This is a genomic window from Pseudarthrobacter sp. NamE5 (genome assembly GCF_005796225.1).
Classification (GTDB): Bacteria; Actinomycetota; Actinomycetes; order Actinomycetales; family Micrococcaceae; genus Arthrobacter.
Window position 1 is genome coordinate 25,439 of the sequence record NZ_CM016730.1, and the last position, 21,556, is coordinate 46,994.

Below are 21,556 nucleotides of genomic sequence, written 5' to 3' on the forward strand. Positions count from 1 at the left end.
GTCTTACCAGCTACCTTCAAGAGGTCATATCTCTTTTAATTTTCGGAGGCAGTTTTGAAGGTTTTGATCCCTTCGACCATCTCGCTCGAACTCCCTCAGGAGCCGGACATAGCGTTCCATACATACGATGTGAATGCACCGGTGCCCGCGGAGCATCATGACGCAGAATTCCTCGTAGCCTGGCAAAACCCTGCGGCCCAGTTGGTGCGGGCGGCAGCGGACCTTCACCGCTTGCAGCTGGTCCAAGCACTGGCCTCGGGTGCCGACGCCATCATGGCCGCTGGCTTTCCGCAGTCCGTGAAAATCTGCTCAGGACGTTCGTTGCACGATGGACCCGTCGCTGAACATACCCTTGCGCTGCTTTTTGCTTGCATCAGGCGGCTCGACACCCTGCAGCGTGCCAAGCAAGCAAAAACGTGGGACGTGGAGTACGCCCGCCGGCAGGCACAACCGGAAACGGCAAACAACTACACGCTGTCCGGCGCGAGTGTTCTTATCTGGGGCTTTGGATCCATCGCTGCAAAATTGGCGCCGGTACTGACTATGTTGGGTGTCCACGTGGCAGGCGTTGCCAGTTCGGCCGGCAACCGTGGTGGCCACCCAGTCGTAACGAAGGAACAGGCCAGGGATCTGTTGCCGGTCACGGACGTGGTGATCTCGCTCCTTCCCGCCACTGGCGGCACAAAAAACTACTTCAACGGCGAGTTCTTCAACTGCATGCGTCCGGGCTCTGTGTTCATCAATGTTGGCCGTGGATCAACTGTCGACGAGGCGGACCTCATCAGCGCACTGAATAGTGGCTCACTCAGAGTCGCTGCGATTGATGTGGCAAAAGAGGAACCCATCCCCCCGGCGTCACCACTGTGGACGACTAAGAACCTCATCATTACGCCTCACGTAGCAGGCAACAGGCCCCAGAACGCGATGGAGCTAATCAGCACGAACATGAAGGCCATTCAAACGGGCGCCCCACTGACAAATCTCCAATGACAGGCGCGGCCGCCAATTTCACAAACACGTCCAGCGGGAGCGACACGCGGCTCTGCCCGCAGGGCCGCACGGTCATCCCGTCAGGCCACGTGGGTCACGTTGCAAAGGATCCGGCATTTTCGGCAGGTACCTCATGAGGCGGGGCCTTCTTCTTTCTTGAGCTTGCGGCAAACCACCCGCTGGCCCTGCTGGGATCGATTTAGAGCACAGCCTAGCCTGACGGAAACGCAACTCTTCAGGCTAACACCCACCATCATCATGCAGCTGGAGGCGAGGAAGTCTCTTGCAGCTGACGAGAAGGGCGACGAGCTTTCATTCAACGACTGGAGGAGGAGCAAAACAGTGGAGCCCCTTACTGAAATCCGCCAGAGCGCCGACGAAAACAGGCGCTCCCCCTTCCCCAGCTCTCGATCGCCGCAGGACTTCCAGTCGGAGAGTGTTGTGGTTGTCCTGGGCGTGATGTATCCAAGTGTCCTCCCACAGCTTATTGAAGCTAACACCCGCCTTGACCTGATACCTCTACCTCCTGGCTTGGTTACAGGCCAGCAAAGCGTGGGCGTTGTCTTTTACGACCCGCTGTCACCAAGTAGGAACGGTTATGAGCTTTCCCAGACCGCGAAGTATCAAAAAAATCCTGAGGGGCATGGTCACGTGAATCGTGCGGAGGCCCGGAAGGCTGTTGCCCGCGATCTGGCTTTGCTTTCGTTAGGAAAACGCAGGTAGCACCCCTCTCGACGCCACCAGGTTGGGATACCAGAATCCGCTTTGAATTACTCGTCCGTGCTGAATCAAGAAGGGCTTCATGACACCAACCCCTTTCGAGATCTTTGACTGGAACGGGATAAGACCCGGGGATGAGATTGAGGTGCTCGATGACGGCCTAGCCATTGCACGTGGGGTAATCGAAAACGTGACTTCGGATCAAAGGATCATCTGGCTCAAACTCTCGTACGGGAGAGGTGGACGAAAATACCGCCGCGAGGACGGCTGGCAGATTCGCACCATTCGCCGAGAATCGTGAGCCTAGCCGTGACATTTGCTACTCCTTACCCGCAAGGTGAGGCACACCCCAACCTGACGTCAGGAAGCAAGGATAAGTGCGTCAGAATAGGGTCCGGAACAGCCTTTCGGCACCCTTCGCTGAAAAGGTCCTAGATTTCAACCGGACGGTCATGCTGCCCACCACTCTTGCCCGCGCGGTCAGGTGTTAGCCGAACTAGGCTTTCGACTGCTCTTCAAAAACCTCACAGCAGGACGGATATTTCACAATATCGTTTGACGGTTAGGAGGCTAAAGGGGCCCCGAACATAGCGATTATACCCGCGCTCCCACCACTAGCTCGTGAAGGAGTTAGGGATCGCAGACCCTTCTGCGGGGACCTGCCCTTTCACCTCGCAAACGACCAGCGGACCTGGGAAATACAGCAGCAGGGAACCGGGTATGGCCGCTGAATACCAGTACTTCACGTTTTGGACGGTGTGCTTCCAGCTCTGACTAATGGCGGTGTACGCCACCGAGGCACCTGGTTCAAGGACGAACTCGCCCATGCTCGGCTGTCCGGGCGGCGGCGCCCAGTCATAGGTCCCGTAGAGCTCGATGACAATGGACTGCCCTCTGTCATCCAGCCCTTGGAAGTTAGGAATGTCATCTTCCCCCACGGCGATAGGCGAGGACGTGCCGTTGGTCAGAACGCCGCGCGCTCTCACATCGATGTCGTACATAGTGGGGTTGTCCACATCAAATTCCACAGACGTAAGTCGGGCAGATACCGCACCGGACGGGCATTCCCTGCGTTGCTGCGGACCAGGTACGTGGAGTGGCGGAGGCGCGTCAGCCGATGGTGCCGGAGTGATTAGCTGTTCGGGCTCAAGCACGGGCGCAGGTCCGGGTGCCGGCAGAGCAGGCTGAGTTGAGGGATCTGCGGCCGCGGTCTCGGTCCCGGTCTCTTCGGGATCTTCCCGCCAAGTCCGCTGGATCGCTTCACCTTGCTGCGCGGCCGCCGCGGTCGCTGCCTTCGCCAGGGGCTTCTTCCCTGATTCGATTACCCCTGCCGCGATCGCACCAGCTGCGACGGCCACTGCCAGAATCACAAGGACCACGGTTACCCAAACCGGCATCCCGGGCCGTGATGATTTCATACCGGCATATTACGTCCGGGCGCCCTGAGAGCCATCAGTGGAAGCGCGGTATGGGGTTTCGTTACGTGTTTTCAAACTAGTTTTCTTGCCCTTGCGTCAAAAGAGGGTGAGCTGTCCTTCGGAGACATCCCGCCAGTGTGCCGGCCGGTCACGTGCTATCCAAACGCACTCGATGGAGCAGAATTTCCAGCCCTTTCACCCCTTTCCATCAGGCATTGTGAAGGTGCTGTTTTGTGCAGACAGTGTCTGCACAAAACTTTGACGCGAGCGACAGCTCTGCCAGTCCGATGTGCACCACAGCTGAATTGTCCAAGGTTCTATGGACGGCTAGGTGCTCGAGGACGAAATTACCGCCGGCGATAGCCTTAAGACAGACGAGTTTTACGGATCCTTCCCCCCGATTAAAAGGCCGATAACCCTCGTTATTGTAAAGCACTATATGTAAAGCCGAGCGGTTAGGAGGGGCGGAAGGGGCTTCCAAACTAAGTTGCATCTGGTTCTAAGTGAACAAGCTGAATGTGCCGCCATAGATTTGCATGTGCTTGGTACACTCGGCGAACCCACTGAGGTGAAGGCGAAAACATCTCAAATGGGGGCTCCCGCTCACCCCAGACGATTTGAACAAGCTTTCGACCTCGGGCGTATGCAGCTAGAAGGTCCTGCCGCAGATACATAACATCCCCGGACCATCCCTTAGGTGCACGCCGGGTGGCGCTGGCAAGGTGGCCTTGGGAGTCGACGAAATCTAGCCCAGACGGGGTTCCGCGAAGGGTCAAGTGTCGGCAGATCTCGTGTGAGGGAACACTGTACTCCCCTGCCCGCAGCCCTAGGCTGGACTCATATCCTGAAGCAGTATAGTTCTGCCCTAGGAGTTCGATACTGATATCGGCGTCGTCCGTAATCCTTATGAATTCACGGTGCGCGCTAGTGGAGTCTTCATTAGCAGGAATTTCGAAGTTCCGGCTCCAAGGCATTTCCCCCGCAAAGCAGTCTGCTGGGGATGGGCACCGTGGGATGAGATCGTTTCCCAGATACTCTTCGGAAGACAAGAATTGAACAATCGAATCCGCGTCCTGAGCATCTACGAGGAATGACCGAGCGAAGCCCCACACCTTCCTCCCGTTGTCTGACTTGTGCTCAAGGTGCCCTTCAATGAGGATGAACTCCGAGTTATCCGGAGCGAGCTTCCGGGACTTGAGCAACTCATCGGGTACGTCTATGCCCCCTCCACGCAACCAATCGGGCGTGGAAAGCTCTGCATCGGAAGCACTCCAAGGTAGTATCTCGACAGACAATTCGCCAGGTTCGTTCGGGAACGTTGGGTCTATGTCTGGTGTAACCCCGCGGTAAGTGTCCCAGGGGGAAGAACGTAGAGCGCCTTGGCTGTGCCGTCGTCCAGCAAGTTCGAAGTACGCTATCCAACCGTACTTCTTGCCATATCGCTCTGTTGCTCCATGCTGATCATGGCGGGCATGCGATCGTTCTGAAATTTGTCTGTCGATCGGACCGAATTTCTCTTTGCGCCAGCCGAGGTCCCAGATCCGCCTACGGACCTCGGCCGCACCCAACGCATACTCACTGTTTTTGAAGTCGTAATTGCGCCGGTCGGGGAACAAGTAACCGAGAGTGTAGTTGGAGAAGTCCATGTGCATGGCGTGATCCGCTTCGTAGCCTTCGTCACCTTCCTTCAGAGCAGGGATGGGCTTCTCGGCTTGATGAAAGCGATATGTCGCTGGGTCCAGTCCAGACGGCAACGCATCAGGGTGAAGCTTGGCTGCGTACTCGATCAGCGCTTCTGTGTAGCTCCGAATATTGATGTTCCATGTCGGGCCAAGAGCATCGGAACTTAAATACTTCTTGTCGAGTCGGTCGAGTAGTCCTCGCAACGAAGGCATAAGCGAACTGGCCTGTTCCGGCATCTGGTGGTCAGTGACCGCACCAAATACTGCGGCCAAGACGCGTTCGATAACGTAGGGATCGTTTACATCAAGCATGGAGATCGCGACTTTAGCGAGCCGGGCGGGCTCGGGAGATGCAAAAACTTTAAGGGCTCTCGTCGCGTTGTCTCTCAGATTCCGGTTAGTGGATGTAAGAAGCCAGGCAATGGAGTAGGCCCGAAGATCATCAGCATCGCTGCGCATACTCCGGCTAAGCCAATCGGAGCTCCAGCGATGAAGTTGGTTGACCAGTGATTCGGCATTAGACCTTGTCCACTCCGACCAGCTCAGATCCCGATCGGCCATGTCTTGGCCGTCCAGCACGGTGTTGAGGAATTCGCCATTCAAGCGATGTTTGGGGCTGTCGGCGATCTGCCAGAGTATTGTCCAAGGAGAAGAACGTCCTTTGCGCTGCTGCCAGCGACGAATCAAGGGCGCCAACTCGATGATCGTGTCATCGTCTATAAGATCTGACTCCAGTATCAGAGTCTGAATAAGGGCTGCGTCCCGGGTGTCCTCCGGTGCGAACTTCCAGAGCTGCTGTTTATAGCTGCGCCGCGGAACTAGTGCTACCAACGAAAGTAGAACGTCGTCGGCGAGTTCGTGCCTCTGTGTGCCGGCAGCCGAAATTCGGTTCCACAACTCCTCATCTCCGAGTAGTTCGGCCCAGTCCCTGGTTGCAACCGAGGAGAGGATGCCGTCGGCTACGAGGTAGCCGGCCAAAGCATCGTAGAGGATGCCCGATTGCTCGTTTTTCACGCCGTCGCTGTCATCCCGATAGAGGACGCCTTCTTCTTCCAACCGCCGCAGAAGGCTGTGATTCCAGTCAATGTTCGATTCGTCGAGCAAAGACTTTGCCTCGTCGTATGGAATCGTTCTGCGGCTCCCAGCCCATATGGCCTGGGAAAAATCTGCGAGCTTCCTCTCGATATGACCTGGGGGAAAAGCTGGATGACCAGCCTGATTCCGGAGGCGGGCAGCCACCGCGTTTATGTAAAGCTCAAACACCTCCGCGAGGGAGCTGGGATATTTTTCCGGGCCTACTTCATCTTCACGGCTAGGATTTGTCGCCTCGCAGTACAGCTTCAGAAACAGTGGAGATTTGAACAATTGGCGGGGAACACGGATCCGCCCACGTTCGATCTTGTAATGCTTGAAGTATGCGTCTGTGAGACGCTCACTTGTTGAGTCGTTCCAGTCGAGTTCGAGCCTAGAGACGTTTGACGGAAGGCACTCGTCGAGCACTGCGCCGCGCACAGTCAGGATCAGAACCACGTATGGATGCTGTTCTACGTATGGGATTGCCTCTTCCAGAAGTGACTTCCAGTCTGACGGCCGCTGGGATTCATTGAGTCCATCAATGACAATTGGTACTCGATAACCGATACGTTGACCGAGTGCGTCGGCGGCTCGGACAAGATCGTCGAAGGTTTTTAGTCCGAGGCGGGGGATGCGTTTCGTTAACTCGTCGAGTCCTGTCCCGGCTGCTAGGTGGGCGGCTCGGATAAAGACTCCAGGTCGCGACTGATCGGAACCTGTTAGCTCAGCGGCTAGTTGTGTTTTGCCTTTTCCTGCGTCCCCTACGATTGCTATAACACTGGGTGATGCCCTTTGGGATAGCTCATCTCTCAGGCGGAGTGCCCGGACGACTTCGATTTCCGCTGCTGCGACATCGAGCGCTGCCGCCGCTTGAGATTTGCGCATATAGCGACCCAGGCTCCGAACGCAGGAAATCGAAATGTTCGGGGTCCATGAACTGCTGATCTCGAGTGAAAACTGGTTAAGCCTCCCCTCCTCAACGTGACGAGACAGCTGTGAGAAATGAATGCTGAGGTCGGCCATATCCGATGCCAGAGTTCGGAGGGCTCTGCCCGCGTCACTGTCAGGGTCTTGGCTGGCCGTTCGGGACAGGCTGTCGGCCAGTACCGCCAGTCTTTCTGCATGGGCGGCCAGTTGAGGCATACTCCCTGGGCGCAACAGGAGAAGATTCAGTTGGCTTTCTGTTGGGCTCGCCGTGTGGACTTCGCGAAACCATCGATCTTTAATTGGCGCCACCGATCGAGTATGAGCATCTGCGACTTCCTGGCGGGACATGACAAGCTCACCAAAGAATGTACTGCGGACTTCTGCCGCAGCGCCAACTAGGTGGGCCTCAAAGTCTTCATCTGCCCAAAGGTGCAGTGTCATGGAAGTCGGTAGCTCGTAGTACCACTTTATGTCTCCAGATTTTGGACGTTTCGGCAGGCAGAGAACAAAGTCCGTGATGGCTTCATCTGACTTTTCTGCTTTGGCCACTGCCTCGGCAATTTCCTGTTTGCGCGTCTGGCTCAGGGCCCCCGACTGGGGTAAAGGGTAGTACCACTTGCATTGCCAACCCCAGCATCGACCGGGTGAACCAAGCTCGCCTTCGGTGTGTATGCGCAGGGTGAACTCAACGCCGGCTTGATTCCGGTAGTTGGACAGGACCCCGTAGCGCTGGAAACGCCGCATTACGATGGCCCTGCAAAGGGTCTCAAAATTCCTGGTTGGGGCGCCCTCTAAAGAGACGAAAGCCTGCCAATCGATGGAAATAGGATTTGTGGCGTGCATCAGTCCTCTGAGGGGGTAGACGGGTTCTCCTGCTCATTGTCATTGGACGGCTGACCTGCCCTCAGGTCGTTAAGTTTCTCACTGAGTTCATCGGCTAAGGACGAATCCCAGTCATGCCTTGAGTAGATTTCCACTCGGGCGCCGTTCGCGATCATCGTCTTGAGTAGACCCTGGATGTCACCTTCATCCGTGCTAATTTCTATTCTGTTCCCGTTCAGGGTGAGCGTGTGGTCGTATCCAAACTGCTCAACTTCCCCGAGGGTCAGATCATAAAGGCCGAGTTCGCGAAGGAATGCCCAAAAGGTCTCATCAGGCCGAGGTGAAGGGTCATCCCAGGTAGGTTCTTGGGCAGAAACAAGCCCGACCGCTGCTTCCGTCAGTTTGTTAATTATCGATTCCGCTGTTCTAGCTTTTTCAATAGTCGGAAAGTGCCCTACTAAAACCATGCTGTACGAATGTTCTGATCCGTACCCTTGCCAAATCTTCATGCTATGCGGCCTCGCGTAGTTCCGTCAGGGCGTCAATCACAGATCCCTGGATAGGAATTCTCTGATCCGTGAAGGCATCTGCCCTTAGGTACCCGTTTGCATCGATATGGGCATGTGCGGAAAGACGATCTTCCATAGGGAATGCGTCAGCGAGGGCAATCCCTGAAAGATCTGCCATCCTGGAGATGCCCACCCTGATTTTCGATGGCCGGTGACTGGCTAGCCAACGAGTCATTTCATTGCGAGCCGACTCACCAATCCCGGCTCGGCCTGCTACTCCCTGTTCCGGAAGTAACAGGAGCTCTTCTGCCCCCCAGCGCTCTGCATAATCCAGCAAACCATCCAACTCCCAAACCGTAGTATCACCGACGACGACGTTGACGCCGAAGCGGCAGATGCCTGCAATCAGGTCGATCCTGTTCTCCAGCTCATCGAAAGCACGCCCTCGGTTTCTCTCGTACGTTTCCCCGATACCATCTACCGATACCCGGATGAAGTGAACACTTCCGCGGAGCTGGGTTGCTAGCTTTTCAGTGATGCGGTGTCCATGCGTGGTGAAGGAAACAGCCATGCCTGTCTCAATCGCCGTCTTTTGACAAATCGTTGCGAATTCAGAGTGAAGTGTAGGTTCTCCGCCACCAAATCCGACACCCAGGCATCCGTTGCGGTTTAATTCCCTAAGCCAAGGGCTAATCTCCTCGGCACCTAATCTGGCAGGTTTTTTCGCAGCGTAACAATACGGGCACCGGAGCTCGCATGCGTTTGTTAGTGCCACCGAGACATACCTCGGAGCAACCGCCCACGTCTGTTCTGGTGGCATGACTTCCTCGAGAAGTACGTTGATCCCTGTCTGCCGTTCGAAGAAGTGGACACCATACCTAGTTGCTCGGGACTTCCAAAGCCGACTTTGCTCAAACATCCGTTGCAGTCCGACTGACGACTGGGCCGCGACACTCCCGAGCCTGTCCCTCTTCCACGCAGATATGATCTGGCCGCTTTCTAGTCCTGCCGAGACCGTTCAATTTCAGCATAAATAGAGCCTACGTTAAAGGAGTGTCGGCTTTGGCTAAATCGCTAATCTTCCCTGTCGCTGTGTTGCACAGCAGGTTGACAAGTGGAAGACGAACCAACTGTTCGTCCCGCCCTGACGGCTCATCACAGCCGTTTGCCGTCACCGTTCCTCGCCAGGAAGATCAAAGGCCGGGAGACTAGATTTTAGGCTCAGCTCCCTGCCCGAGCTCGCGGCGATTCCGCTTCCCCATGTAGCTGTTTGAAGAACACCCCACACGACGTCAGACGGCGACGCAAATACAGTCAAGATAAAGCGTAGATCGCGTTTTCCGTACCCTTCTAACGCGCACTCTTACAGTCCAGTCTGAGAGCCCGGTGAACCTTACCTATATGGTTAGCTGTTACTAGCTTGCGGGGAAATCTGTCTCCTTGGATTCAGATACGTCGTTGAGCAAAGACGATTGCTGCCACAGCTTTTCGTACGCCTCCGAGATGAACTTGGACCCCATCCTGTCGAGTGGAGTGATCACCCCTTGACGGTGGGCGATTGAGTTCAAACTGCTTCCCAATACAATTACGGAGCCCGCCTCTGAGATTACGTACCTGTCGTGGAGCGACTTTTGGTCCAAATATCGGATCTCGAAATCTGATCTGGACCGCATAACGATGCTGAATCTTCCTTGAAGCTTGCGAATATTACGATCACCAGTCAGGACCCTCTTTACTGTGTGTATTTGCGCCAAATCGATGGCCGTCTCAGCACTAAGATAGGGATCAACGACGAGAGATTCGCCAACCTGAGCAATCTTGTTCATCACCTGAGCGTAGGCAAACTGATTGCTGGGATCGATCAGGACCTCAATGGTTGAATCGCCTTCGAGATTCGCGCTATTGGCGGCTTCAAGTACGGCCTTCCCTAGCTGAGTCAAGTGGACGGCACCATCGCTGACCTCGATCCAATGCAGCCGCGAGAGGAACCGGTCGAACGCTTCGTCGGAAATCCACGGCTCATCGTTCTCGCTGCTGACCTGGGCGGATATGAGAACGCCACGACCGGCCTGCCCAGCATACATATCATTAAAAATGATCCGCTCAGGTTGTTTGCCATATGCGTTCAACGCTTCCACCGATAACTTGCCTCCGCAACTTTCAACGGCCGCTATGTACGTCAGTACGAGGTGCGAAAGATCGTCGATGATCATCACTGGTTCAGACCTCACCTTGCTTGCCATCGCTCACATCCGGCTCAGCCCATTCCAAGGCTGCAACTAAATGCCCTTCATCTGGCAAAGCTTGCTGCTCTACGAGGGGCAGCTTGTCATAAGTGTAGGCAGCAACAGCCATGGGCGATGTCGATCGGCCGAGGCTGTATCGGACGCTTCGGTCATTCTTGGTACCGCAGATGAGGATTCCGATGGTCTCGTTGTGGTGTTCGCGCCGTAGCAGATCGTCCACGAGGGCGACGTAGAAGTTGAGCTTCCCGGCGTATTCGGGCTGGAACTTGCCGGTTTTGAGTTCGACGACGACGTACCGGAGCTGCTCGATGTGGAAAAACAGGAGATCTATGTAGAAGTCGTCTCCGTCCACATCGAATTGCACTTGGCGTCCAACGAAGGAGAAGCCAGGGCCCAATTCGCGGAGGGTTTCCGTGATTCTGCTGGTAAGGGCGTTTTCGAGGTCCCGTTCGGCTACTTCGCCTGAGAGACCGAGGAATTCAAAGTTGTAGGGGTCCTTGGCGACCTGTTGGGCGAGTTCAGAATCTGGTGCAACAAGCTGTTGCACAAAGTTCGAGGGCGCAGCCCCTGTACGCTCCATTGACCTGTTCATCATCATGTTCAGGAGGACATTCCGGGACCATCCATATTCTGCGGCCGCTGAGGCGTACCATGCCCGTTGGTCCGCGGTTTCGGCTTTGTCTAGCAACACGGTGATGTGACCCCAGGGCAATTGTGCAACAGCCTGTTGCACAATTGGCTCGGGCCAGGCGGCGGCGAATCCACGCATGTAAAAGAGGTTGCGGCGGGAAAGGCCCTTCATATCAGGGAACTCCGACCGAAGGTCATCTGCCAGCCGGCCCATAACGCCGCTCCCCCACTGTTCAGCCTCCTGGCGTTCCAAAATGGTTTTCCCAATCGACCAGTACAACTCGATGAGCTGAGTATTCACGGTGCGCAGTGCCTGTACGCGGGCGGCCCGTACGCGGTTTTTGAGCTCGCCGAGGAGGTCGGTGTAGTCGCTGGGAAGGGCCAGGTCACGGGCATCTGTCATGGGTTCGATCCTATCGAGGGCCACGGACATGGCGGCCGCTCCCCCTTCTGCCCTTGCTGGCGTCTATACCCGGTGGCCGTAATCGAGTGCTCCCTCACTCGGGCCGGCGCAAGGCAGCGCGGATCCGGGGTTGACTTGCGCCGGCGTTATCCAGTGACTGTCTGCTGGTCTGACGCAAGACGGCTGTTTGTTGCCTTTCCAGCATTGTTGGGAAGGGTTGCGCGGGATCCCCTATAGATTGTCTGAAGGAGGACATTAGGGGATGACCGTGGCTGAGATTCACCAGGCATGAGGGACAGTCGACGCGCTGCTCCGCACCCTGAGTGGGTGGACATGTACCGGCGGGGTATTCGGCCGTCAAGGATCGCGGTGCTCGATTCGGCGCCGGTCACCACCGTGCGCTACCACCTTCAGGTCGCGAAGAAGATCGAGCCCGGGCTCGAGGCAGAACACGCGGCAGCGCTTCCAGAGAAGGCTCCAGGTCCGTCGGAGGCGGCTCTGCAAAGGATGCAGGACCTTGTTTCCTTCTACCGAACGGAGGGGCGGCTCCCCTTAGCGCACGCGAAGTCACCGCAGGAGCAGACCCTCAGCAGCTGGCTGTACCTTCGGCGCCGGGACTCTGCACAGGGAACCCTCTCCCCCGCTTTCCGTGACGGCCTGGACGTCATTCCCGGCTGGGATCAAGCCTCTCCGAAGAAGACTGAGGACGAGGCCCGGTGGCAAAAGCGTTTTCAGCAAGTGAAGGACCTTCGGGCAGCTGGCTGTGACTGGCCGCGCCATCAGAAGACCCCGGATACGGCCGAACGCGTCCTGGGTGTGTGGCTGCATGGTCAGCGAATCAACTACAACCAGGGGAAGCTGGCACCGGAGAAGGAAGTACTGCTAGATGAGCATCTGCCCGGGTGGCGCGAAGGCAGGCGCCGCACCGGCGGCCGACGACGGAGACCGCGAACCCAGATGCCAGCTAGACCGTAAGCCAGAAGGGGGGACTGCGCCTTGGCAGCCCCTCCCTTTGTCTGCCCGTTGGGTTATCGGCTGGGGCCGCTCTTGGACCTTTCGGCTCCGACGGCTGCCCCCGCGCGGCTCTTTCTAGCCTTGGCCGCGCCCTTGCCCATGGTGACCGCAGAACTGGGGTGGGTGCCTTCGCTGCGTGCCGCAGTGAGCCGCCCGCGGATCTGCGCTTCATTGGCGCCGGTACTCTCGAGGGACTCCGCGAATTTTGCGCGGTGTTCGGCTGAGCCATAGCCGGTAGCTGATGCGGTTTCCGCCGTGAGTGCCTGGTCTTTGAGTTGGCTGCTGTCGGTGCCCGTGACGCGGTTTTCGATCTCGCGGCCCACGCCCTCAAGGCGGGCAAAGAGTTCCTTTTCGGCCCGTTCATACCGTTGTTCCATTGATGCGAATTGAGAGCCTGTGAATCCGCCTTCGGCCAGGAGTTTAGCTTCGTGCATCTCCTTGGCTGCTTTCACGAACTGGGGATCGTTGAAGTGGGATTCGCCGGCACCGTTGAGGTTCGCGGTGGTTTCTTTGCGCAGCTGATCGATGTCGGGGCCGTTGATGCCGTCCTTGCCAATGAGGAACATGCGTTCCTTGATGTCGGCGTCTGCAGCCGCAGCAGCTTTGGGTGTTTTGGCGTTGTGGGCACGCTGCAGGGCCTGTGCCAGTTCGGGGTTTGCCAGGTACTCCACGGGGATCTGGTGGCGCTCCATTTCGGGTGCCAGCTTCGCCGCCTGGGCTCGAAGTTCTTCAGCCTGCGCGGCCGCGATCAGCTGCATGGCTTTTTCGTGTTCGGCAGCGGCTTTCCGTGCTTCTTCCTGGCTTCGTGCCAGCTCGTCCAGCCGGGCTTTCTCGGTTGCGATGGTCGCAATTCCCGATTCAAGGTAGGCGGTGTCCGTGCCGACGTCGTGGGTGTCGATACCGTACCGGGCGAGGACTTCTTCGCGGATCTTCGCGGAGGCTTCAAGGGCGGTGGGATCGTGGTCTTTCCAGCCTTCGGCGACGGCGTGTGCCGTGGCAATGTCGGCCGGCTGGGCCTTGTCCCACCATTCATCTTTCTGTACGGGTGCAAGGACAGCGAGGGCTGAACTCCGTTCAGCACTAAGGCGCACCTGGGCTTCGTGCGCCGCCTGTGCGTCCAGGTGTTCCTGCTGTCGCTGGGCTTCCTGCCGGCGGCGGGCCAGCGTCTCGGCGATGCGCGCGGCGACCATCAGGGATTGCCGCATCCCGCTGTCGAGCACGTCGTCGATGCCGTCTGATTCACTCATGGTGTTCCCCTTGCACTAGTGGTGTGATTCTTATCGGTCCAGTCCGGGCCCGGTGCCCCGGTTGGGCTGATAGGTCGTTGCTGGTGTCGCCGGCGTCGGTGTCATTGGAACCACCGACCCGGGACGGATCGGGGCCATGCCGCGGCGGGCAATATCAACTGCTCTCGGCTGCACCGCAGCCTTTTCGGCCGGCGGTTGTTCAGCTCCTACGGTCACGGGCTTGGGCATCGTCGCGGTGAACGGTGCCAGCTGGTTTTCGACCACTGATCGGATGCGCTGGGCTTCACGGGCGCGGCCGGACTGGGCGTGCATCTCGTACACAGCGAATGCGGTGTTGATCAGCTGCACCATGAGTGCTGTTTGAGCGGCTGTTTTGTCCTTGCTGGACGCTGCCATGAACAACATGGCCGTCCCGGCAATGGAGGGTAGTGCTACGGGTTTGCCGTGCTGGCGGGGTGCGCGCAGCTGGGCTGTACGGGACAGCTCCGCTGCGGTGGCTGCCAATGGCCCGGGTGTCGATTCGAGCCGGTATGACCAGGCTGCAAAGGCACCGGAAACCTCACGCGCTGCCTTCGCCCAGGTTGCGTGATCATCGCGCGGAATAGTCCGCAGCTGGTCCGCCAGTGCTGTGGCGTTGCGGGTGTATTCCACCCACGCATCCGCAGACGGGGCCCTGTTCTCGGGACCGTTCGTGAAGGCTTTGCGTTTGTTGCGTGCTGCGGCGTTCCACTCGGCCGCTGCTTCTGTTGCCGCCTGCGGAGTGTCGGTCCATTCCTGCCGCAGTTGTCCAAGGCGTAGGTCGGTGGCGAGGGTGCCGCCGCCGAACCAGATGGGCCTCTCCCCCGGCTTCGGTCGTTCAGCCACGGAGTAGCCGACGATGACGTCGGTGGTGTCCTTCGCATACCGTGGCCGGACCAGCAGACCAGTGTCCCTGGCTCGGCGAACGAACTCCGCTTCACTACCGGAGGCGGTAGCACTGGCACGCACCTTGCGGGCGAGGGAGGCCCGGTGCATCTCGCGCTGGTCGCGTGCCGCAGTGGCCCTTTCGGCCCGTTCGTAACCGCGGGTGGCGTGCACACTGGAGAGCTCTTCAAGCCCGTACTTCGCCTCCAGCGCTCGGCAGGTTTTCTGGGCTCTGGCGTAGTCACCGTGGGTGGAGGCTTTGGTGCCGTCTTCACGGACCAGGGACACAGCAATGTGGATGTGGTGATTACCGTTCTCACTGGTTCCGTGGTTGATCGCAACCCACCGGCACTGCGCTTTACCGCTGGCTTCGGTGAAGCCCATCGCGTCGACGAAGTCGTTGGCGATGTCGCCCCATTGCTGGTCTGTCAGGGCGCCTTCCTCGGCGCGCAGGCTCAGCGAGCAGTGCCACACGCTGGCATCCTTGTAACCGGCGAAAACGCGCTGCTTCTTCACCGGATCCCAGACCATGTCCTTGACCCGGACCTCGACGCCAAACGCCTTGCGCGGCTGGTCCAGATGCTTCGAGATCGCCGCCGCATCGTCCTTGTCCAGGACACCGTCGTCGTACCAGGCCATGATCGCCGCGTCCCCGGCGACAAGGTGCGGGTCGGTGTGAGCGTTCTTCGTCTTATCCGCATCCGTCGACACCAGGTACACCATCAGGCCGGCCATCCGTGAGCCGCGGGTGATGTTCGGAATCAGCCCTACATCAGCCCCTCAATGGTGCGGTCGATCCGCATCGCAACCTCGCGCACATACGCCAGCACAACCTTGGCGTCCTGAGGGAACTCGTCGCCGGCGTTTGCATGCCGGGCGATCTGGTTCACGTTGTTCGACACCCGGGCCAGCAGCGTGTGGATCGCCATCAGTTCAGCCATCGCAGCCCGCCGCTCCGTCGGGGTCTCCGACGACTCCGACAACGCAGCGGTCAGCAGCAGGTTCGGCACGGTGACTTTCTGCCGGGCGGCCTTCGCGATCAGCGCGGCCTCTTCCTCCGCCGTGACCCACACATCGCGGCGCTTCTTCGTCCCCGCAGGGGAATTCGCCCGCCGCCGCCGAGAAAGCCGGGAACGGGGCACATCCTCGTCAGACACGCACTCCCCCAATCCCTCGGTTTCCGCAATCAAAAGCCCAGCGCAGCGACCCCGAAACCGGGGACCCACAAGCCAGTGTGCCAAAACAAGCCGCAGGCGCCGTGCAGGACACGCCCGTCTACACCCGTGTAAACGTATAGCTTGCTCCGCCCGGGTCGACTCAAGCCCTATTCACACCCCAGGTGCTGACCAGGTCGCCAATTGGAGCTCCGCTGCGCGTCGCTCCACCACAACCGGCATCCGCTGTGGTTACGGTGGGAGCATGCCTACCATCGATATTGAACAGACCCGCAACCAGGCCCGCGCCCTGCTGGATTCGCGCATCGAATCCGTCACGAACCTGGTCAAGACCAGGCAACGAATTACCGACCTGCGCGGGCAGCTCGCCGAAGCCGAGCGTGAAGACAAGCGCGCCTACGTGCGCGCCACCAAGGACGGGTGGAGCCCCGATGAACTGAAAAAGCTCGGGCTCGAATCCGGCGCCGCAGCGCGGCGCCGGAAACCGGCCACCACCCGCACCACAGACGACAGCACGCCGACCTCAGCCAGCGGGGACACCGGGGCTGAGTAAACCTGCCCCTCGTCCACATGGGCACGGCAAAAGCTAAAACCTTACGGTGATTGAGGCTGGATTGGGGGCGTTGTAGGCTCTCGACCAACCCAGGGGTGCCGGGTATGGCTAAAAGCTAAATGGCCGGACTTGGCGTGACGGCTCCGAAGGATTGGCCGCCCGGCATCCCGCGATGGCTCGACCGCTAATTGAGAGAAGCGACCTGATCGCCATGTAAGGACACGACGGCGCGGCCATCTGCTTGGGTCCATATCTGGACAACGCGATGGAGGGATACATGCCTGAACTCTGGGCCGGCATCGACGCCGGAAAAGCTCATCACCACTGCGTACTCATCGACGACGAAGGCAACCGCCTGCTGTCGCGCAGAGTGGCCAACGACGAGACCGCACTCATTGAACTTCTCCGCGACGTCCGTACCCTTGCTGCAGGCAGGGAAGTCCTCTGGGCTACCGACCTCAACCGCGGCGGCGCCGCCCTCCTCATTGGAGTGCTCGAAGCCCACCAGCAAACGCTTGTCTACATCCCTGGTAGATCCGTCTACCACGCCGCCCGCACGTATCGAGGAGACGGAAAGTCAGACGCAAAAGACGCAGCAATCATCGCTGACCAGGCACGGATGCGCCGGGATCTCCACCCCATCCGCAATGGCGACCAAATCAGCACCGACCTGCGTCTGCTCATATCCCGTCGCACAGACTTGGTCTGCGACCGAACTCGCGCGATCAACAGGCTTTGCGCCGTCTTGCTCGAATACTTTCCCGCCCTAGAGGCAGCCTTTGACTACGCCATGGTCAAGGCTGCAGTAGTTCTCCTCACCAAGTACACGACCCCGGCCGGCATCCGCCGGGCAGGCGAAGCGCGCATCGCCGCCTGGCTGCGCAACCAGGGCTGCTACAACGCGAAAACGATCGCCGCCCGAGCCGTCACAGCTGCCCGCGCGCAAGAAACCACAGTGCAGGCACAGGGTGTTGGTGCTGAACTCGTTGCCGCTCTCGCCCGAACTGTTCTGGACCTGCACGAGCAAGTTGCGCAGATTGAGAAGCGGATCGAAACTCGATTTCGCGAACACCAGCAGGCCGAGATTCTTCTCAGCATGCCAGGCTTCGGCACGCTCCTTGCCTCCGAGTTCCTAGCCGCCACCGGCGGCGACCTCACCGCTTACGACAGCGCAGCTCGTTTGGTTGGCGTCGCTGGCCTCGCACCAGTCCCCCGCGACTCAGGACGCATCAGCGGGAACTTCCACCGACCTAAACGTTACGACCGTCAACTCCTCAACGCCTTTTACCTGGCTGCCCAGTCCGCTGCTCGATACTGCCCGCAGAGCCGCACCTACTATCAACGCAAACGCAGCGAAGGCAAGAACCACAAACAAGCCGTACTATCCCTCGCCAGACGCCGCCTCAACGTCCTTTGGGCAATGCTTCGCGACAACACTCCCTACCAACACTCGGCTGTCCCAGCTGTGTGAGTTCCAGCCAGTTCCGGGAACGATCTACCGCACATCCGCCACGGGAGTAGGCTCTTCCCATGGGGGACAACTACAGGGATTCGACGACGCCGCTTGCGGCGATCTTTTTCAAAACCGCTCTGATCGGCCTCGCGGTGGGAGCCTTGCTTTCCGTCACCGTGCATATGGTGCCTCTCGGCGCATCTGCCCCACTTGAGGCGGGTAAGCTTCCGCTGGTCCTCCTGTCCGGAGCCGGCTTAGGAGCGATCCTGGGTGGCAGTTCCGCAGCCTGTTCCCTTGCCCTGCATTCCCTGGCCAAGGGACTTACTCGAGTTCAACGAGCCGTAGCTGCAGGAATCGGAGGAGCGGCCGGAGTCCTTCTTCCTCCGCTTCTGATTCTGGGCCCATCCCTGTTGACGGCCACCACCACTTGGTGGCTTCCCGTTTGCACTGTCGCAGGTGCCCTTCTTGCAGTCATTACAACCCGTCCACTAAGGGACCGAGTAGAAAAGGCCACGAGCTAACTCCCAGAAGCACCAACTGGCTCAGTCACGTTTCAGGCTGCCCACAGCCGGGGACAATTCTTCATGGGTTATCCACCGCTACTACTGCCGAGGGGAGCTACCCCAATGGCTCCCAAAAAACCCAGCCGTGGATAACCCGAATTGCCCCCAACTGTGGGCAGCTCACCTCACCTTGGGTGCCACCGGAGTCAGGCAGAAAAGCATCAATTGTCCTTGACAATCCCTATTGAGAATCCTTCGGGCTTTTCCCGCACCCACGTGGACGACGGGACCCACCTGACCGACTGCACACAATCGCCAGGCCACCAAGGCGCGAACCTCACCGCCAGGACCGGCGAATGTGCACAGCCTGGAACCGCTGAAATCACCAACGGAGCCCTTCCCCATGGACTGTAAGTCTTTACCCGGTTGCTCTGTGAGCGGCTGGCAGTCTGGTGCTGTGGCCGGGCCTAGGTGTGACTCACCCATGGGTTTGCCTCCAAAGTGACCTTTGCGGAGTGCGCTTTCTTGGATATGTCCGCCTTGGCCGGGTCCAGCATCGGTTCTGTCTACAGCGCTGGCCTGATTAGAAGCATGCCCACCCGAGCTCCGGGTGTGGCCCATTACAGACCTGCCACGCCGTAACCCACTGATGCACTTTCATTTCCGGTACTGAGGAGGAACAGGATGATCGTCGCAGACCACTTCGGCTTCGTAGTAGGCATTGATACGCACGCAAAAACGCACACACTAGCCATCATCAACACCGCAAACGGCGAGGAAATAGCGAACGAAACATTCCCAGCCAACGCGACCGGAGGCAATCGCGCCCTATCCTGGATCCTGCGCTGCACCGACGGTAATCCTGAGCAGGTTCTACTCTCCATGGAGGGAACAGGGTCGTACGGCGCGAAACTTCGGCAACAAGCCTCCGACGCCGGCTTCCAAGTGACAGAAGCGCCCGTACCTAACCAACGACTCGGCCGATACCAGGGCAAATCCGACTCCATCGATGCCACCCGCGCAGCACGCGCGACCCTGAGCATCCCTATGGACCGTCTCCGGGAACCCCGGTCCGGGCAGAACCACATGGCATTACGGATCCTCTCGAACGCGCGCCGCACCATGGCGCGGGAACGCACCGCAGCCATCAACGCTCTGACAGCCCTCCTGCGCGTCGTAGACCTCGGCATGGATGCACGGAAACCATTGACCGTCACTCAGATCCAGACCATCGCAGCATGGCGGGAAAGGGACGAGGAATTTGGAGTCCAAACCTGCCGCCGGGAAGCCACACGCCTCGCGAAACAGATCCTGACCCTGCAGGAACAGATGGCCAAAAATCATTCAGAACTCGAGGCACTCGTGCAGCAAGTTCAGCCGGCTCTTCTGAATGTCTACGGTATTGGTCCGGTGCTGGCTGCAATCATCCTCACAGCATGGTCACACACCGGGAGGCTGCGCTCCGAGGCCGCATTCGCAGCCCTGGCCGGCACCTGCCCCGTCCCAGCCTCCTCCGGCAGCAACACCAGATTCCGGCTGAACCGCGGCGGCGACCGTCAACTCAACAAAGCCATTTACACCATCGCCCTCATCAGAATGAATAGGGATGCCGCTACCAGAGACTACGTCGCCAAACGGACAAGCCAGGGCAGAACCAAGAAGGAAATCATCCGAAGCCTAAAGAGATACATCACCCGGCAGATATACCGGACGCTCATGGCCCAGGAGGCTCTCCTGCCAGCAACATGATTCTTGGGGCAGGACGGGCTGGAGATTTGAGCAGCATGCTACCGTCTTCCCTATGACTCGACAGCAAGATGGGGACCTGGGCGAAGGCGAGACACGGCGCGGGCTGTAAGCCCGCGCGTCGTAGAACTGCACCTTAGCGCGGCCGTGTAAACGGCCCTATTTTGTGCTGCCCCGACGCGGTCCATTTTCACCGTCGTAGGAGTCATCAATGAGTTTCAAAATTTCCCCAACCCAAAGCTCGTCCAAAACAAAACGCAGGCACTACGCCCTGGCTGCCCTCCTGTTCCTCACTCTTGGCGCTCATGTGGGGGTCTGGGCGGTCCAGCTATCCGACCTTGCCCGGGAATTTAGCCTCTCACCAGGGCAGCTCGGAGGGCTCCTGGCAGTGCCTGCCATAGCTGGCCTCGTTACCCTTTTCGGTGGGGGCTATCTTGCCGATCGATTCGGACGAAAGCCCGTCCTGCTGATAGGACTCACCGGCACCGCCGTGTCGTTCCTTCTACTAAGCCATGTCACAGCTGTCAGCCACCTCGTTGTCGGCCTTCTTCTTTACGGTCTGTTCATCAGTTTCGTCGATTTAGGAGCCAACTCCGTTGGCGCCGACTACGAATCGGAGCATCGAGTCCTGGCAATGACGGGTCTTCATGCCTGGTTCAGTTTCGGGGCTCTTGCCGGAGCCGTCACCGCAGGCCTCTTGCTGGCGGCCGGTGTCGGATTCAGAGCCGTCTATACGGCACTCGCTGTTGCGTTGCTGACCACGGCATTGGTCGTGTTTGTCGCAACCCTCCCCGTGCCCGCCCTGCCCGATGAACAGAACCCTGCACCTAAGGAGAATCGTGGCCAGCTATGGGGACTGCCTGGCGTCGGCATAGCGATTGTTATGGTCACTATCTGCTTCTTCGGAGATGGTGCGCTGGAAAGCTTTCTCTCCATCTACCTCAGGGACACTCTGGCGACAGGGCCCCTTATGGCAGGAATCGGCATCGGCAGTTTCCACTTAGCGTCACTGTTGGGCCGGCTACTTTCTGCCTCCGTCCAGCATCGAATCGGTGAACGTCGCACACTGACGTTCTCGGCTCTACTGGCCGCGGCCGGGATCGCGTTAGCAGTCGCTACAACCAATGCCACCATTGCCATCTTCGGCATACTGGTAGTCGGCTTCGCTATCGCCCCCATTGTTCCGACATCGCTCTCCCTGGCAGCCAGAGCTGCACCGGGCAAATCAGGTCAAGCCGTCGGGCTGGCCACCGCCGTCGGTTATGGATCATTCATCCTCAGCCCCGTAGTCATCGGCGCCGTTGCAACTGCAACGACGCTTCGCATCGGGCTAGGCACATTGATCCTGACTGCCCTGGCCATGGCCCTAGTGGCCGCCAAATGGCCGGGTCGGTCTTCAACGGATGTTCCGACCACCACTTCTACTGAGTACCAGTTGGACGAGCCGCGTCCTTAACTCACGACGGACTCTCTATTTGGTTGGGTCCGGGTGGAGCACTCGAGCCGGACCCAACCAAGTCCCCCTATTCCTGAATCGAGGG

The 21,556-nt window shown here is 58.8% G+C and carries 18 protein-coding genes; 9 read left to right on the forward strand and 9 right to left on the reverse strand.

All coding sequences use genetic code 11. The features are described from left to right. Nucleotides 1-54: 54 nt before the first annotated feature. The 3 genes from FDW84_RS00135 (at nucleotide 55) to FDW84_RS00145 (ending at nucleotide 2,011) form a co-directional block, all read left to right on the forward strand. Nucleotides 55-990, forward strand: coding sequence for an NAD(P)-dependent oxidoreductase (locus tag FDW84_RS00135; RefSeq protein ID WP_138605373.1), 936 nt, complete (start codon nucleotides 55-57; stop codon nucleotides 988-990). Between the two features lie 258 nt (nucleotides 991-1,248). Continuing rightward, nucleotides 1,249-1,713 carry a hypothetical protein gene (locus tag FDW84_RS00140; RefSeq protein WP_138605375.1) on the forward strand — a complete coding sequence of 155 codons (465 nt, stop codon included), beginning with the start codon at nucleotides 1,249-1,251 and terminating at the stop codon, nucleotides 1,711-1,713. 79 nt (nucleotides 1,714-1,792) lie between these two features. After that, on the forward strand, nucleotides 1,793-2,011 hold the full coding sequence (locus FDW84_RS00145; protein WP_138605377.1) for a hypothetical protein: 219 nt from the start codon (nucleotides 1,793-1,795) through the stop codon (nucleotides 2,009-2,011). 313 nt (nucleotides 2,012-2,324) lie between these two features. On the opposite strand, the gene FDW84_RS19110 is transcribed toward FDW84_RS00145, so the two are convergent. The 6 genes from FDW84_RS19110 to FDW84_RS00175 form a co-directional block, all read right to left on the reverse strand. Beyond that, the gene (locus FDW84_RS19110; protein WP_171046572.1) at nucleotides 2,325-3,128 is read right to left on the reverse strand and encodes a hypothetical protein; all 804 of its coding nucleotides are present in this window, start codon (nucleotides 3,126-3,128) and stop codon (nucleotides 2,325-2,327) included. Nucleotides 3,129-3,610: 482 nt separating this feature from the next. Further along, nucleotides 3,611-7,654: an NACHT domain-containing protein gene (locus FDW84_RS00155; protein WP_138605381.1), complete on the reverse strand. Its 4,044-nt coding sequence runs from the start codon at nucleotides 7,652-7,654 to the stop codon at nucleotides 3,611-3,613. Continuing rightward, on the reverse strand, nucleotides 7,654-8,142 hold the full coding sequence (locus tag FDW84_RS00160) for a DUF6375 family protein (protein WP_138605383.1): 489 nt from the start codon (nucleotides 8,140-8,142) through the stop codon (nucleotides 7,654-7,656). The genes FDW84_RS00155 and FDW84_RS00160 overlap by 1 nt, the downstream gene beginning before the upstream one ends. 1 nt (nucleotide 8,143) lies before the next feature. Next, the gene (locus FDW84_RS00165) at nucleotides 8,144-9,061 is read right to left on the reverse strand and encodes a radical SAM protein (RefSeq protein WP_138605385.1); all 918 of its coding nucleotides are present in this window, start codon (nucleotides 9,059-9,061) and stop codon (nucleotides 8,144-8,146) included. Nucleotides 9,062-9,557: 496 nt separating this feature from the next. After that, entirely contained in the window at nucleotides 9,558-10,358 is an 801-nt protein-coding gene (locus FDW84_RS00170) for a hypothetical protein (RefSeq protein ID WP_171046574.1), read from the reverse strand. 4 nt (nucleotides 10,359-10,362) lie between these two features. After that, on the reverse strand, nucleotides 10,363-11,421 hold the full coding sequence (locus FDW84_RS00175) for a PDDEXK nuclease domain-containing protein (RefSeq protein WP_138605389.1): 1,059 nt from the start codon (nucleotides 11,419-11,421) through the stop codon (nucleotides 10,363-10,365). A gap of 288 nt (nucleotides 11,422-11,709) precedes the next feature. On the opposite strand from FDW84_RS00175, the gene FDW84_RS00180 reads away from it, so the two are divergent. Beyond that, nucleotides 11,710-12,396: a helicase associated domain-containing protein gene (locus FDW84_RS00180; RefSeq protein ID WP_138605391.1), complete on the forward strand. Its 687-nt coding sequence runs from the start codon at nucleotides 11,710-11,712 to the stop codon at nucleotides 12,394-12,396. 53 nt (nucleotides 12,397-12,449) lie between these two features. On the opposite strand, the gene FDW84_RS00185 is transcribed toward FDW84_RS00180, so the two are convergent. Genes FDW84_RS00185 through FDW84_RS00195 form a run of 3 tightly spaced genes read right to left on the reverse strand, consistent with a single transcriptional unit; the run spans nucleotide 12,450 to nucleotide 15,742 of the window. Then, nucleotides 12,450-13,682, reverse strand: a complete 1,233-nt coding sequence (locus FDW84_RS00185) for a hypothetical protein (RefSeq protein WP_138605393.1) — start codon at nucleotides 13,680-13,682, stop codon at nucleotides 12,450-12,452. Between the two features lie 30 nt (nucleotides 13,683-13,712). Next, nucleotides 13,713-15,350 (reverse strand): relaxase/mobilization nuclease domain-containing protein, encoded by a 1,638-nt coding sequence (locus tag FDW84_RS00190; RefSeq protein WP_138605395.1) that lies wholly within the window; start codon nucleotides 15,348-15,350, stop codon nucleotides 13,713-13,715. Nucleotides 15,351-15,352: 2 nt separating this feature from the next. Then, nucleotides 15,353-15,742, reverse strand: coding sequence for a MobC family plasmid mobilization relaxosome protein (locus tag FDW84_RS00195; RefSeq protein WP_240721309.1), 390 nt, complete (start codon nucleotides 15,740-15,742; stop codon nucleotides 15,353-15,355). 262 nt (nucleotides 15,743-16,004) lie between these two features. Between FDW84_RS00195 and FDW84_RS00200 the strand changes: the two genes are divergently transcribed. The 5 genes from FDW84_RS00200 to FDW84_RS00215 all read left to right on the forward strand — a co-directional run bounded on the left by FDW84_RS00200 (nucleotide 16,005) and on the right by FDW84_RS00215 (nucleotide 21,471). Next, a complete protein-coding gene (locus tag FDW84_RS00200) occupies nucleotides 16,005-16,313 on the forward strand; it encodes a hypothetical protein (RefSeq protein WP_138605397.1) in 309 nt (102 codons plus the stop codon). 277 nt (nucleotides 16,314-16,590) lie between these two features. Further along, nucleotides 16,591-17,784 carry an IS110 family RNA-guided transposase gene (locus FDW84_RS00205; RefSeq protein ID WP_138605399.1) on the forward strand — a complete coding sequence of 398 codons (1,194 nt, stop codon included), beginning with the start codon at nucleotides 16,591-16,593 and terminating at the stop codon, nucleotides 17,782-17,784. 716 nt (nucleotides 17,785-18,500) lie between these two features. Next, a complete protein-coding gene (locus FDW84_RS19115; protein WP_171046575.1) occupies nucleotides 18,501-18,683 on the forward strand; it encodes a hypothetical protein in 183 nt (60 codons plus the stop codon). Between the two features lie 270 nt (nucleotides 18,684-18,953). Then, nucleotides 18,954-20,018, forward strand: coding sequence for an IS110 family RNA-guided transposase (locus FDW84_RS00210; protein WP_138605401.1), 1,065 nt, complete (start codon nucleotides 18,954-18,956; stop codon nucleotides 20,016-20,018). Nucleotides 20,019-20,226: 208 nt separating this feature from the next. Further along, complete coding sequence (locus tag FDW84_RS00215; RefSeq protein WP_138605403.1) at nucleotides 20,227-21,471, forward strand: MFS transporter; 1,245 nt, start codon at nucleotides 20,227-20,229, stop codon at nucleotides 21,469-21,471. Nucleotides 21,472-21,556: the final 85 nt, after the last annotated feature.